The sequence below is a fragment of the Staphylococcus pettenkoferi genome (genome assembly GCF_002902685.1).
GTDB lineage: Bacteria > Bacillota > Bacilli > Staphylococcales > Staphylococcaceae > Staphylococcus > Staphylococcus pettenkoferi.
Genome location: NZ_PPRN01000016.1, coordinates 1 through 13,074 on the forward strand (window position 1 = coordinate 1; position 13,074 = coordinate 13,074).

The window sequence follows — 13,074 nt, forward strand, 5'->3', positions numbered from 1 at the left end:
AAACACAAAGGCCTATGTGAAATACAATAGATTTTTCCCGTTATATTCATTTTTAAACAAAGCAACAATTGAGAAGAATTATTATTTTTAAATCTTATTTTCGCTCATTACTTGATAAATAAGAAACAAGGAAGACCTAAATTTAAAAGAAAAATAAACTAAAAGAACACCTTTTAATTTATTATGCCACATCTTTAGTGTTTTTGGCTATCTTTTCATTAATATTTAAACCTTCTGTAACAATAATTTCGTTATGTTTTACAGTTTTGTAATATTTAATTTTGCGTTCAATGAAGCGATTGTTTCTTTTGACGAGTACGGAATCCTTTTTATATAAAGCTGAAGTAGGGATCTGAATCGTTTGTTTCGGAATTTCTATACTGAAGTGCGTACCAACAGGGTAACGTGCTTTAGTCGAAAGTTGGACTTCGTACGTAGAGGTACGAGCTTTAGATTGATAGTTCTGAGGAAAGGCATTAACTTGCTGAACTTTACTCTTGAAAGTTTGGTGTTGCTGATCGTGAATCGTTAAAGTTTGCTGTTCTTTAATGAGTGGTAGTTCTTCTTCGTTGAGTGCGAGTTTGATTACTTTATGTTCTGAATAAATCGAAAGGATAGGTTCACCGGCTTTAGAAGGGTGTTCATTCGTGAGAGTGAGCTTACCACTGATGGGGGCGACGATTTGCGTGCGTAAATGTGTTTGTAATTCGTCGATTTCAGCTTGTAGCGTGTCGCTTGTTGCTTTACTTTCTTTCGTGGGTTTCGGCATGTGCACGAGCGTAGAAAGTTGACGTTGCTTATGTGTGATTTGTTGTTCTATGACAGGGTTGTAATACTCAAATAATTTGTCACCTGCTTTCACGGAACTATTATTGGTGACGTACCAATCATGAATGTGGCCTTTCGTGGCGTCGTATTTGAGCGTGGTGCTATCAGTCGGTTCTTGTCGACCATTGACTGAGATAGGCGGCGAGTGCTGAATTGTTATCGTTTCAACAGGGGTTTGTGCAGATGTCGGTTGGTTGGCGACGAGGCCATAAATGCCCACGCCGAGTAGAGTAACAAGAATGAGACTTATCGTAGTAATGATGATTTTCTTGGACATGAGGTCACCTCTTTTGATGTAGTGAACTTAGTATATACTAAAACTTATTCCTTTGTCATTGATTTTATATTGAATTATATAACATTTTTACAAAAACAAAAAATGCTCTAAAAGTCCCTCAAAAAGAGAATTTTAGAGCAGGAGTGCCGACGTCTTCCATCTATGCAAATGAACATTTTAAAAAAGACGAAGAAGTATAATGCCGATCATGATGGCAATGAGACCTAACACCTTGCGTACGGTTATTGTGTTGCGTGGTGTGCCTAATAAACCGAATTGCTCGATAATGACACCCATTAACATTTGACCTAGCATGCCCACAATGGTCGTCACAGCTGCACCAAGATGAGGCATTAAGATAATATTCATCGTGACGAAGATCATCCCGAGAAAGCCACCAATGAAATAGAACGGATGGAGTCGCCCATGTTGTGCGTGTTGCTTGTGCACTTTTAAACTGCGGTGGAAGATGAGTGTCAGGATAAATAGTGCAAGCGTACCGGTAGCGAAAGATATCAATGATGCGAGAAATGACGAGTGAACTTGCTGACCCAATGTGCTGTTAATCGTCGTCTGAAGTGGTGGACAGAAGCCAAAGACAAAGCCTATCGTTAGCCAGACATAGAAAGATAAGGGTCTAGAATGCTGATGTGTTCGATTGCGTACATAATTCATGAGTAAGATGCCTAGAATGAGACACAGAATGCCGATAAACTTTAGGAAAGTGAAAGGTTCTGTACGCGCACCGAACCAGCCGAATGTATCGATGATGACACCCATGATAATCTGCCCGCTTACTGACATCACTACCGTGAGTGAGGCACCAAGACGAGGTAGTAACAATAGGTTTCCGGTTAAAAAGATGACACCTAAAACTCCACCTGTAAACCAATAGAAGTTAAAGTCCTGATGTATGAGATAGGAAGGTGTCAGCATATGTGGATTGATGCAGGCGTTGATGATGATTAGACAAAGCGAACCCACGAAGAATGAAATCGTTGATGCGTAGAATGATGAATGGGTATAAGCACCTAATCGTGAGTTGATAGAAGTTTGGAATGGGATGACCATACCTGCAGCTACGCCCAGTACCATGAGTAATAACATGTGATCACGCTTTCTAGTTAAGATAAACCCATTATATAGAAAATGCGAGGAGAATTATAGGGGCGTTCAAAGTGAAAGGGATGGAGGGTTGCGTAAAGTCGTATACAAAGGCGTACGGTTTATAATATGATATTAAACAGATATTTGAAAAAGCGTGTTGGGTCTTACTGTTGAAGCGTGCATTTCAGTAGTAAGCGCGTGTTCTATTATGTGCTTCCATTTGTCGCACATGTGTAAAAAGCTTGGATGGTAAGTCAGCGTACGAGATGAGTACATCTGCTATCAGTTACATCATATATCAATTAAGGGATGAGACAGCTAGAGTAAGACGATCGAGTTGGGATGAAAGTTCGAGAGTAGGTGATGATTAGAGTGGCTAAATTATCAATTATACGGTTGCTTGATGAGGAAACGTTCTTCATCGGAGCTGGACTTGACCACAACCTAGAGAAAGAACAGTACATAGATGTGTTGAATCCACGACGTTCATATAAAAATTTAGCTCAAATAGAAGAAGTCTTCGATCATTATGCTTTGTGTAAGAAGTTGGGTAAAAGAAAGATATTTTTCGGAGACACTGTTCGTATTCGTCCGCGCCAAGAGGAGAGAAAGGCGCAGTCGTGGAAGGATTGAGCTAGTCCTATTTATATAGGGAGTGTCGGACGTGTTACTATTTTAAAGTGTAGTTAAATATAAGCGAGAAATATTAAAAAGGCAGAACGCACTTTTATCATGGGTGAGTTAATGATAATTGTGTCGTTCTGCCTTTATTGTCATGCGAAAGCGTATTATCTGCTTAACGATTCACAAGGTATTGCATCTGGACTGAGACTCAGCTCTGCGCTCCGCTTTAACTACGTTCCTAATGAGAGAGCAAGGGGGCGAAACCTTCCCCAAACCCTCTATTCACTTTAATTCTTATTTGTCAGTGAAGATATTACGTGTGGTCTTGCTCACGATTTGTGCGCTACCAATCTTAGTTGGAACGTTATTGCTTGGGCGTAAGATGTCGAGAGAAAGTAACTTCTGCATCGCATCTCTCGCTACTGCTTCCGATACGTCTTGTAAGACATTATTAATCGTGAATTTGCATTGTTTGTTGGCAACGTCGTGAAAGATAAGTTCTAATGTTTCAGTCATGATGGTTCCTCCTTTAGTAAACATTTGTAGTAGTTGTCAATTCAATAGAATCGAATTGTTCTCCGGTTAATTGTTCAATGATGGCTGCAAATTGTTTAATTTGTTCCTTCGTAGCTTTACCGTTGAGATTCGTGAATCGACGTCGTGATGTAACTGCTCTGCCGTCTGCGTTGTGAGTGACTTTGACAAGGGTAACTGTGATGTTGTTCATCGTGCTCACCTCCTTTCACACTATATATCGATGTGGAACGTGTGAAGGGGTAATATTTTTGTGAAAATAAAAACAAAATATTTTGATGTTACTCAACTATCGTTTATCATTGAATAAGAAACATTTTACGAAAAAGTGAAGTGGTTGAGATGAATCAAGTGGATCCAATTAGAGACTTGAAAGCGATTCAAGCTATGTACGAGGTCTTGCGAGAGAAGTCCGAGCGAGATTATCTCTTATTTAAATTTGCTATACATACAGGTGTGAAGTTGGCGGAACTATTAAACTTGCACGTTGATGAGGTGCTTGATGCTGAAGGGCATGTGAAGACCTATTGGGTAGAAGGATTGGCGACGCATATCCATATCATACTGCCTGAACAATTACGTGGTGAGTTAGCGAATTACATACATCACATGAGGCTTGACTCACAAGCGCTCTTATTCCAATCCAACCGCACTCATAAAGGGTTGTCGAGACAACAAGCATACCGTATCATTCACGCAGCAGCTGATAAGTTAGGCATGCGTCATATCGGATTGACAACTTTACGTAAAACATTTGCATATCATGCCTATCAATCGGGAATATCAATATCGATTATTCAGAAATATTTAGGGCATCAAACGACCTATGAAACGATGAAGTTTATCGGTATCTCGAAACAGGCGAGTACGACGACGATTGCTCTAAATCTTCAGCCATAAGCCAAAGATAGAAAGGAAGGGCTAGCATGAGTTTAATCTATTTGTTCTGTGCTATCTTGCTAATCATGTTACTCGTGCTGGGAACATTAACACATCCAAAGTTAGCCCAGTTTGCAGGACATATTGCTCTGATTGCACCCGTGGTTTCTGCGGTCTATTTCATCTGGCAGATACCCTCTGTGATCAAGCAACATATTCTTCACATCAAGTTGCCTTGGCTCAACGCGTTTGATGTGAACATTGATTTGCGACTAGACGGTTTGAGTTTATTCTTTAGTTTACTCATTTCAATCATAGGGGTCGCAGTATTTTTCTACGCTACACAGTATTTATCAAAGCAGCATGATCATCTTCCACGTTTTTACATCTATTTGCTACTATTCATGTTGAGTATGCTTGGAATAGTGAATTCGAATAACACTATTCTTATGTACGTCTTCTGGGAGCTTACGAGTATCTCCTCATTTTTACTTATCTCGTATTGGTATGACAGACAGCCGAGTCAATTTGGCGCGATAACGTCATTTATGATTACGGTATTCGGTGGGTTAGCGCTCCTCACAGGCTTTATTATGATTTATAGCGTGACGGGCACGAACACAATCACTGAAATTATGGCGCAACGCCATGAAATCGCACAACACCCACTCTTTATTCCAATCGTCATCATGTTATTGATTGGTGCTTTTACCAAATCGGCTCAATTTCCATTCCACGTATGGTTACCGAAAGCGATGGAAGCGCCGACACCAGTGAGTGCATATCTCCACTCAGCTACGATGGTTAAAGCAGGTATCTTCTTGCTATTTCGCTTTATTCCGGTATTAGGGTTGAGCAATACGTACATATACGCAGTGACATTTGTTGGATTGATCACGATGATCTTCGGTTCGGTGAATGCGATTCGACAGTATGATCTTAAAGCGATATTGGCATATTCGACGATTAGTCAATTAGGTATGATTGTGTCGATGGTCGGCTTAGGTGCAGGTTATGCACAACACCCGCATGATAGTTTGACGGAAAGTTATGTCATCGTGTTGTTTGCAGGTCTCTTCCACCTCGTTAACCATGCATTATACAAAGGCGCATTGTTCATGGGAGTAGGGCTCATTGACCATGAAACTGGTACACGTGATATACGTAACTTAAGTGGTTTACGGAAAGTCTTACCGTTAACTCATGTCGTGATGTTACTAGCTGGACTATCCATGGGTGGCGTTCCTTTACTGAATGGTTTCTTGAGTAAAGAGATGTTTTTTGAAGGCTTACTTAATGCGAACGACTTACCACAATTCAACACACTGTTGATGGTGATTGTTGTTGTGATTGGTGTCGTAGCAAGCATTTTCACATTTATCTATTCGTTATTTATGGTTAAAAGGGTCTTCTGGGGCAGTTATCATAATGAACACTTGCCTATTCGTAATCCGCATGAACCATTCTTGTTCGCCTTGCCATCAACCATTATGATGATTTGTCTACCAGTCATTTTCTTCGTGCCAAACATTTTAACAACTTATGTACTAGTGCCAGCTTTACAAGGTATTTCTGGAAAGGCTGCAATCAAAGAAGTGGCACCAACGATTTCTCAATGGCACGGCTTTAACTTATCGCTATTGATGAGTGCGATCGTTATTATTGTAGGCCTCATCGCTGTATTTAAAGTCGATTGGATTGGACTTGCACAGCGAGGTAAAGATTTATCCATTACACGTTTATATTTACGTGGGTATCGCAGTTTTGAGCGTTATTCAGGCTATAGCATTCGCGGTTTAATGAACAACCGTTTGAATCATTACATCGTGTGGACATTACTCTTCTTCGCAGTATTGATTGGTTATGGCTTGTTCAGAACAGGCTTCCCTAAAGTACATCAAATTCATGTCAGTGATTTCGGCCCGCTTGAAGTCATTACGCTCATCGTGGTCATTGCTTTAGGTATTGCGTTGACGTTTATTCGCCAAAGACTCACGATGGTTATTCTCAACGGCATCATCGGTTATTGTGTCACAATCTTCTTTATCCTTATGAAAGCGCCAGATTTGGCACTAACACAACTCGTGGTTGAAACGATTACGACGATTCTCTTCATCGTAAGCTTCTCGCGTTTACCTAACGTTCCTCGTGGACGTGTACACAAGCGACGTGAGTTAATGAAGATTATCGTATCGCTAATCATGGCCGTGGTGGTCGTAACACTCGTCTTCATCGCGCAACAAGGTGACAGCATGCCGACGATTTCCACCTTCTATCACGATGCGAAAGAACTCACAGGTGGTAAAAATATCGTCAATGCTATTCTCGGTGATTTCCGAGCATTTGATACATTATTCGAAGGTATGGTGCTCATCATCACTGGTTTAGGTATCTATACATTACTCAACTTTAAGGATCGGAGGGGACAAGATGAAAGAGAATGATGTTGTATTACGCACAGTCACGAAGATTGTGGTCTTCATCTTATTGACGTTTGGTTTCTACTTGTTCTTAGCCGGACATGACAGCCCAGGCGATGGATTCATCGGAGGTTTAATCTTCAGTTCCGCGTTCTTGCTGATGTTCTTAGCCTTTGATGTGAAGCAAGTACCCGTTTCGTTGCCGGTAGACTTCCGTATCTTTATGATTATCGGTTCACTTCTTTCAATAGCGACGGCAATTGGACCGATCTTCTTCGGCAAGCCATTCCTATATCAAACGTCAATTGCTGCCCACGTTCCTTTGTTGGGTGAGCTTCATTTGACGACAGTGACATTGTTTGAAGCGGGCGTCTTATTGACGGTCGTAGGTGTGGTCGTGACAGTCATGTTATCGATGAGTGGTGGTCGCTCATGAATATTATCTTACTCATGGTGATCGGTTTCCTCATTTTCATCGGTACTTACATGATACTGTCGGTCAATTTAATACGCATTATTATAGGAATTTCAATTTATACCCACGCTGGTAACTTAATTATTATGAGTATGGGGCACTATGGTCGTCACATGTCGGAACCTTTGATTGGTAAAGGGACACAGCATTTCGTTGACCCCTTACTTCAAGCTATCGTACTCACAGCGATTGTCATCGGTTTCGGTATGACCGCGTTCTTGCTCGTACTCGTTTACCGTACTTACCGCGTGACGAAAGAAGTCGAAATTGATGTATTGAGAAAGGAGAGTGACAACTCAGATGAATAACTTACTGATCTTGCCACTCCTCCTTCCAGTCATTTGCGCATTAATCTTAGTTTTTACACGTAAAAATAGTCTGTTATCACGCATTCTATCTATTGGTACGATGTGTGTTTCAACATTAATCTCAGTGTATCTACTCATCCATGTGATGCGCACACGTCCTTTAGTGCTCGATTTCGGTGGATGGAGAGCGCCGTTTGGTATTCAGTTCGTCGGTGATACGCTCAGCTTACTGATGGTGACGACGTCTAGTTTCGTCGTAACGTTAATCATCGCCTATGGTTTCGGTCGAGCTGAGAAACGTGCGATTCGATATTATTTACCGAGTTTCATCCTCTTTCTCACAACAGGCGTCGTCGGGTCATTTTTAACAGCAGATTTATTTAACATCTACGTCATGTTTGAGGTAATGTTACTCGCGTCATTCGTGCTCGTCACACTCGGTCAATCCGTTGAACAGTTACGAGCAGCGATTATCTACGTCGTGCTGAACATCATCGGTTCATGGTTGCTGTTACTCGGTATAGGCTTGCTATACAAGCTGACAGGAACGTTGAACTATGCGCTCGTTGCCCAACGATTAGATGATATGAAAGATGCCAGTTCGGTGGTTATCATCGCTATCATCTTCCTCGTGGCCTTTGGTTCGAAAGCTGCATTAGTGCTCTTCATGTGGTTGCCTAAAGCTTATTCCGTACTCAACACTGAGCTGGCAGCACTCTTTGCGGCATTGATGACTAAAGTCGGGGCGTATGCATTGATTCGCTTCTTTACACTGATGTTCAATGACCATCCAGAGATTACACACGAACTGCTCGTCGTCTTGGCATGTATCACGATGTTGATCGGCGCTTTCGGTGTACTTGCTTACACGAATATTAAGAAGATCGCAGCGTATCAAGTTATTCTGTCGATCGGCTTTATTATTCTAGGTCTAGGCAGTCACACGTTCTCTGGTGTGAGTGGGGCGATCTTCTATTTAGCAAATGACATCATCGTGAAGACGTTATTATTCTTCATTATCGGTTCACTCGTTTATATGAGTGGACGTCAGCATTATAGTTATCTTCACGGTCTAGCTAAGCGAGAGCCGTTCTTTGGTGTAGCATTCATTATTATGATCTTTGCGATCGGTGGCGTACCGCCTTTCAGTGGCTTTCCTGGTAAGATATATATCTTTAAGGGAGCGATTGAAAATGGTAACTATATTGGATTAGCGCTCATGATTATTACGAGCTTACTCGCCATGTATAGTCTCTTCCGAATTTACTTCAAGATGTATTCAGATCATTCAGCGGAAGGAGAGCATGTAGAGTTTAATCCACTTCAAGGTTACCGTAAGTGGCTGATTGGCATATTAACAACGGTTGTACTCGTCATGGGACTCGCAGCACCGCTATTATTCAAAGTGACTGACCAAGCGACGAAGATGAATATGAATCCGGATAATTATACGAAGTTAGTGAACCCGCATTTATTAAAGGAGGCGCATAAGAGATGAGACAAGTCGTCCTAAATGTAATCATTGCTTTTCTTTGGGTCTTATTCCAAGATGAAGAGTCCTTTAAGTTCTCTACTTTCTTTGCGGGTTACTTAATCGGTGTGATTGTGATTTATATTCTTCATCGTTTCTTCGGACAAGAATTTTATCTGAAAAAGGTCTGGGTCGCGATTAAATTCTTAGCTGTCTATCTCTATCAACTCACGACTTCAAGCCTATCGATTATTAATTACATCTTGTTTAAAACGCGTGATATGAATCCGGGGATGGTGACATATGAAACGTCACTGAAGAATGATTGGGAAATTGCCTTTCTTACTATACTCGTCATTATTACCCCAGGGTCGACCGTCATTCGCATTTCTGATGAGAAGAAGAAGTTCTTTATTCATGCGATAGACGTCTCTGAAGAAGAGAAAGCGAAATTATTGAAAAGCATACGTCAGTACGAAGATCTCATATTGGAGGTGGCACGATGATTGAACACATTACAACGTTTTTTATTACAAGTGCGATAGTGATCTTTGGTATCGCACTGTTCCTTACGTTATTTAGATTAATTAAAGGGCCAACAACAGCTGACCGCGTTGTTGCCTTTGATGCAGCAAGTGCCATCCTTATGAGTATCGTAGGTGTCATTAGCGTGCTCTATGGTACATTCTCATTCCTTGATTCCATCTTGTTAATCGCGATTATTTCCTTTGTGAGTTCCGTATCTATTTCGCGATTTATCGAAGGAGGGAAGGTCTTCCATGCCTCAAATAAGCGAAATCGTTAGTCTCATTGCAGCTATACTACTCTTTTTAGGAAGCATCATAGCGCTCATCAGTGCGATAGGGTTAATCAAATTTCAGGACGTCTTCTTGCGGAGTCACGCTGCTACGAAGAGTTCAACGTTATCTGTATTATTTACGATTGTCGGAGTCTTAATTTACTTTATGACCACACAAGGTTATCTCAGTGTTCGTTTAATTCTAGCACTGATTTTTATCAACCTAACCTCTCCGGTAGGGGGACACCTCATCTCAAGAGCAGCTTATCGTACAGGGGCGTTTATGTACCGTAGAAAGGATGGCCCTCGTCAAGCCGATATTCTCTTGAGCTCAAGTGAACACAATACGTTCGAAGAGTTGAAACAGCGTGCGAAAGTACGTGAAGAACGCCGTTTAGAGAATTATCGTAAAGAACACGAAGATTTCGATGACCGTTAAAGATTTAGAGCTTTATACATGTTCAAAGTTGAGGAAGTCTATCGCAATGTCAGTTTCATCTACGAATTAGATCGGCTTTCCTCTCGCTTTGGATTGATAGTGGATAGAACTATATTTAATGGTGCATCACATTTAAATATGCATAAAAATGATGATAAAATATTAAGTGAATGTAATTGTCTGAAATGCTACAGTATTTCTTATCTTAAAGCGTTAAGAATGAATGGTTTCCATCCTTAAAGTGCGTGTCATTAAAGTGATGAGGAGATGACACGTATCTGTATTTGATGGAATGAGGGGAGCTGACAGATCTCGCTTTAAAAGTTATTAATTATTGAAATATTCTGTGTTTCAACCTCAGCAATTATAAAGAAAAATAGTGAACTGAAAAGAGGTGAAACTTTGCAAATTTTTGAAACGATACTCATATTTTTAGCGCTCGTTATCGTGAGCTCACTTGTACATACCTACTTACCAAAGGTGCCACTTGCGTTTATTCAAATTATCTTGGGAATGTTACTTTATCTCACGCCTATTCCAGTTGAATTTCATTTTGATAGCGAGCTGTTCATGTTAACACTCATTGCGCCACTGCTATTCGTAGAAGGGGTACATGTCTCAAGGGTCCATTTAAGACGGTATATCAAACCGGTATTGATGATGGCCTTAGGGCTCGTAGTGACTACGGTAATCGTAGTTGGACTATTTGTACACTGGATTTGGCCAGAACTACCACTTGCAGCTGCATTCGCACTCGCAGCAATCCTCTGTCCTACCGATGCAGTAGCGGTTCAAGCGATTACTAAAGGCAAAGTCTTACCTAAAGGTGCAATGACGATTCTTGAAGGTGAATCTTTATTAAATGATGCTGCAGGTATCATTTCATTTAAAATATCTGTTGCTGCCTTGATTACTGGTGCATTCTCAATATTCAATGCAGTAGAACAATTTCTCATCTCTTCAATCGGCGGATTTATCATCGGTCTGATTATCGGTGTCGTACTCGTACGATTTAGAATTACACTGACACACCGGGGTATTGAGAATGTGAACATGTTTACGTTTATCCAGTTGCTGACGCCATTTGTAACATATCTTGTTGCTGAAATGCTACATGCGTCTGGAATCATCGCAGCAGTGGTTGCAGGGCTCGTGCACGGTTTCGAACGGGACCGTATCGCACAAGCACGTACGCAATTGCAGATGAGTTACAACCACACATGGAATATCTTAAGCTATGCGCTTAACGGTTTCGTCTTCTCCATTCTTGGTTTCCTCGTTCCTGAAGTTATCGAGAAGATTGTGAAGTACGAACCACATAACTTACTCTTCTTGATCATCGTGACAGCATTAATCGCTTTAGCCGTATATCTATTCAGATTCTTATGGGTCTACGTACTCTATCCTTATTTCTATTTGCCAATCAGTCCGTTCCAGAAGATTATGGCACAGAATGATGATAACTATAACCCTACAGAAACGCCGCCTAAGCGAAGTATGTACGCTTTCCTTATGACGCTGTGTGGGGTGCATGGTACGATTTCACTTGCTATCGCCTTGACGTTGCCATATGTGTTAGCAGACCATCACAAATTTACGTTCCGAGATGACTTACTCTTTATCGCTTCAGGAATGGTCATTATTAGTTTAGTGATGGCGCAAGTGGTCTTGCCACTGATTACACCAAATGCGAAGAAACCTAAGATTAAAGGTATGAACTTCAAACAAGCGCGTATCTTTATCTTAGAACATGTGATTGATTCGTTGAATAAGAAATCAACGGCAGAGTCAAGTTATCGTTATGGTAACGTTATTAAGGAATATCATGATAAGTTAGCCTTTTTAAAAACAGTAGAGAATGAAGACGAGAACTCGAAAGAATTGCAGCGTCTTCAAAAACTCGCATTTGATGTTGAAAATGCGACATTAAATAAATTAGTTGAAAATGGCGATATCACGTCCAACGTCCTCGACAACTACTTACGCTATGCAGAACGTACACAAGTATACAAACAAGCATCGTTAATCCAAAGAATTATCGTGGGAATAAGAGGTTATTTCTTGAAAAAACGTATTCGTAAACGCATGCGTACAAATGCAGCTTCTTCACTCTCGATTGCCGATAACTTAGTTGAAATTTCTAATGTTATGCGTACGGTGCACTACCATGTTGTAAGTCGTTTGAGTAAAGAAACGACAGAGAACAACAAATTAGAAGTCGGTATGGTCTGTGATGCGTATCTCGTGAGAATTGATAACTTAACGCCTGACAACTTCTTTAATCCAAATAACGAGAACTCTATTACGAAGATTAAACTTGTCGCTCTGAAAGAACAGCGTCGTTTACTCAGTCAATTGACAGATGAAGATGAAATTAGTGAGGCGACGGCATTGAAGATTCGAGAAGCGATTAACTACGATGAAATGATTATTGTAGATAGCTTAACTTAAATAATATAAAGAAATACTTTCGCTCTGAAGTCATTGTCGATATGAGACAGGATGACGGGCGAAAGTGTTTTTATATGGGCATTATTAAATGGCTGTACACTTTTAACGGTTGGTGATGAAAAAATCACTAGCCGTTAATTTTCTTTATACACCAAAAAAGGCACGAATATCTCTATAATAGTAAGTACCACAACAAACTAAAAAGGAGAGATATTGTGCCTATGTGTAATGATATATCACATATTCTAGGAATTAAAGTGAAAAATTTAAGAATTACGAGAGAGCTAGGTTTATACTTTTATAAACAGTCGCAGTGTATATTTTATGAAGGTGATTTAACCTACAAGGCGAAAAGTTGTGACTTATGCGGAGCGCAAAATGAGAATCAAACTATTATTAAACATGGTTCTCGTAAGACGAGCGTTTATATGGGGTTAGTATTTGAACGCCCTGCATATTTAG

Annotated in this window: 15 protein-coding genes and 1 pseudogene; 12 read left to right on the forward strand and 4 right to left on the reverse strand. The window is 40.5% G+C overall.

Going from position 1 to position 13,074, the window contains the following annotated elements:
* Positions 1-181: 181 nt before the first annotated feature.
* Positions 182-1,105 (reverse strand): efflux RND transporter periplasmic adaptor subunit, encoded by a 924-nt coding sequence (locus CD126_RS03135; protein ID WP_103370018.1) that lies wholly within the window; start codon positions 1,103-1,105, stop codon positions 182-184.
* 177 nt (positions 1,106-1,282) lie between these two features.
* Positions 1,283-2,212, reverse strand: a complete 930-nt coding sequence (locus CD126_RS03140) for a DMT family transporter (RefSeq protein WP_103370019.1) — start codon at positions 2,210-2,212, stop codon at positions 1,283-1,285.
* A gap of 372 nt (positions 2,213-2,584) precedes the next feature.
* Here CD126_RS03140 and CD126_RS03145 point away from each other — a divergent pair, with 372 nt between their 5' ends.
* Positions 2,585-2,845: a hypothetical protein gene (locus CD126_RS03145; protein WP_049406005.1), complete on the forward strand. Its 261-nt coding sequence runs from the start codon at positions 2,585-2,587 to the stop codon at positions 2,843-2,845.
* 285 nt (positions 2,846-3,130) lie between these two features.
* On the opposite strand, the gene CD126_RS03150 is transcribed toward CD126_RS03145, so the two are convergent.
* Positions 3,131-3,352, reverse strand: a complete 222-nt coding sequence (locus CD126_RS03150; RefSeq protein ID WP_002472591.1) for a DUF2922 domain-containing protein — start codon at positions 3,350-3,352, stop codon at positions 3,131-3,133.
* 13 nt (positions 3,353-3,365) lie between these two features.
* A complete protein-coding gene (sroA, locus tag CD126_RS03155) occupies positions 3,366-3,563 on the reverse strand; it encodes a sigS mRNA-stabilizing protein SroA (RefSeq protein WP_103370020.1) in 198 nt (65 codons plus the stop codon).
* Between the two features lie 149 nt (positions 3,564-3,712).
* On the opposite strand from sroA, the gene CD126_RS03160 reads away from it, so the two are divergent.
* The 11 genes and pseudogenes from CD126_RS03160 to CD126_RS12230 all read left to right on the forward strand — a co-directional run.
* On the forward strand, positions 3,713-4,270 hold the full coding sequence (locus tag CD126_RS03160) for a tyrosine-type recombinase/integrase (RefSeq protein ID WP_049406007.1): 558 nt from the start codon (positions 3,713-3,715) through the stop codon (positions 4,268-4,270).
* Between the two features lie 26 nt (positions 4,271-4,296).
* The gene (locus tag CD126_RS03165; RefSeq protein WP_049406009.1) at positions 4,297-6,693 is read left to right on the forward strand and encodes a DUF4040 family protein; all 2,397 of its coding nucleotides are present in this window, start codon (positions 4,297-4,299) and stop codon (positions 6,691-6,693) included.
* Positions 6,680-7,105: a Na+/H+ antiporter Mnh2 subunit B gene (gene mnhB2, locus CD126_RS03170; RefSeq protein WP_103370021.1), complete on the forward strand. Its 426-nt coding sequence runs from the start codon at positions 6,680-6,682 to the stop codon at positions 7,103-7,105. Before CD126_RS03165 ends, mnhB2 begins: the two co-directional genes overlap by 14 nt.
* Entirely contained in the window at positions 7,102-7,452 is a 351-nt protein-coding gene (gene mnhC2, locus CD126_RS03175; protein ID WP_002472535.1) for a Na+/H+ antiporter Mnh2 subunit C, read from the forward strand. Before mnhB2 ends, mnhC2 begins: the two co-directional genes overlap by 4 nt.
* Positions 7,445-8,950, forward strand: a complete 1,506-nt coding sequence (gene mnhD2, locus CD126_RS03180; RefSeq protein ID WP_049406014.1) for a Na+/H+ antiporter Mnh2 subunit D — start codon at positions 7,445-7,447, stop codon at positions 8,948-8,950. The genes mnhC2 and mnhD2 overlap by 8 nt, the downstream gene beginning before the upstream one ends.
* Positions 8,947-9,429, forward strand: a complete 483-nt coding sequence (gene mnhE2, locus CD126_RS03185; RefSeq protein ID WP_002472570.1) for a Na+/H+ antiporter Mnh2 subunit E — start codon at positions 8,947-8,949, stop codon at positions 9,427-9,429. Before mnhD2 ends, mnhE2 begins: the two co-directional genes overlap by 4 nt.
* Positions 9,426-9,728 carry a Na+/H+ antiporter Mnh2 subunit F gene (mnhF2, locus tag CD126_RS03190; RefSeq protein WP_002472538.1) on the forward strand — a complete coding sequence of 101 codons (303 nt, stop codon included), beginning with the start codon at positions 9,426-9,428 and terminating at the stop codon, positions 9,726-9,728. The genes mnhE2 and mnhF2 overlap by 4 nt, the downstream gene beginning before the upstream one ends.
* Positions 9,703-10,161: a Na+/H+ antiporter subunit G gene (locus CD126_RS03195; protein ID WP_002472602.1), complete on the forward strand. Its 459-nt coding sequence runs from the start codon at positions 9,703-9,705 to the stop codon at positions 10,159-10,161. Before mnhF2 ends, CD126_RS03195 begins: the two co-directional genes overlap by 26 nt.
* Positions 10,162-10,179: 18 nt before the next feature.
* Positions 10,180-10,401 carry a hypothetical protein gene (locus CD126_RS12015; protein WP_142381352.1) on the forward strand — a complete coding sequence of 74 codons (222 nt, stop codon included), beginning with the start codon at positions 10,180-10,182 and terminating at the stop codon, positions 10,399-10,401.
* Between the two features lie 162 nt (positions 10,402-10,563).
* Entirely contained in the window at positions 10,564-12,612 is a 2,049-nt protein-coding gene (locus CD126_RS03200) for a cation:proton antiporter (protein WP_103370022.1), read from the forward strand.
* A gap of 221 nt (positions 12,613-12,833) precedes the next feature.
* Positions 12,834-13,074, forward strand: a pseudogene (locus tag CD126_RS12230) (ISL3 family transposase); the annotation flags it as partial.

What these genes read in the sequence shown, in the direction of transcription:
- CD126_RS03195 (WP_002472602.1), top strand. Translation starts at nt 9,703, where the DNA reads ATGCCTCAAATAAGCGAAATCGTTAGTCTCATTGCAGCTATACTACTC.
- CD126_RS03150 (WP_002472591.1), bottom strand. Translation starts at nt 3,352, where the DNA reads ATGACTGAAACATTAGAACTTATCTTTCACGACGTTGCCAACAAACAA.
- CD126_RS03135 (WP_103370018.1), bottom strand. Translation starts at nt 1,105, where the DNA reads ATGTCCAAGAAAATCATCATTACTACGATAAGTCTCATTCTTGTTACT.
- mnhE2 (WP_002472570.1), top strand. Translation starts at nt 8,947, where the DNA reads ATGAGACAAGTCGTCCTAAATGTAATCATTGCTTTTCTTTGGGTCTTA.
- CD126_RS12015 (WP_142381352.1), top strand. Translation starts at nt 10,180, where the DNA reads ATGTTCAAAGTTGAGGAAGTCTATCGCAATGTCAGTTTCATCTACGAA.
- sroA (WP_103370020.1), bottom strand. Translation starts at nt 3,563, where the DNA reads ATGAACAACATCACAGTTACCCTTGTCAAAGTCACTCACAACGCAGAC.
- mnhF2 (WP_002472538.1), top strand. Translation starts at nt 9,426, where the DNA reads ATGATTGAACACATTACAACGTTTTTTATTACAAGTGCGATAGTGATC.
- mnhD2 (WP_049406014.1), top strand. Translation starts at nt 7,445, where the DNA reads ATGAATAACTTACTGATCTTGCCACTCCTCCTTCCAGTCATTTGCGCA.
- mnhB2 (WP_103370021.1), top strand. Translation starts at nt 6,680, where the DNA reads ATGAAAGAGAATGATGTTGTATTACGCACAGTCACGAAGATTGTGGTC.
- CD126_RS03165 (WP_049406009.1), top strand. Translation starts at nt 4,297, where the DNA reads ATGAGTTTAATCTATTTGTTCTGTGCTATCTTGCTAATCATGTTACTC.
- mnhC2 (WP_002472535.1), top strand. Translation starts at nt 7,102, where the DNA reads ATGAATATTATCTTACTCATGGTGATCGGTTTCCTCATTTTCATCGGT.
- CD126_RS03160 (WP_049406007.1), top strand. Translation starts at nt 3,713, where the DNA reads ATGAATCAAGTGGATCCAATTAGAGACTTGAAAGCGATTCAAGCTATG.
- CD126_RS03140 (WP_103370019.1), bottom strand. Translation starts at nt 2,212, where the DNA reads ATGTTATTACTCATGGTACTGGGCGTAGCTGCAGGTATGGTCATCCCA.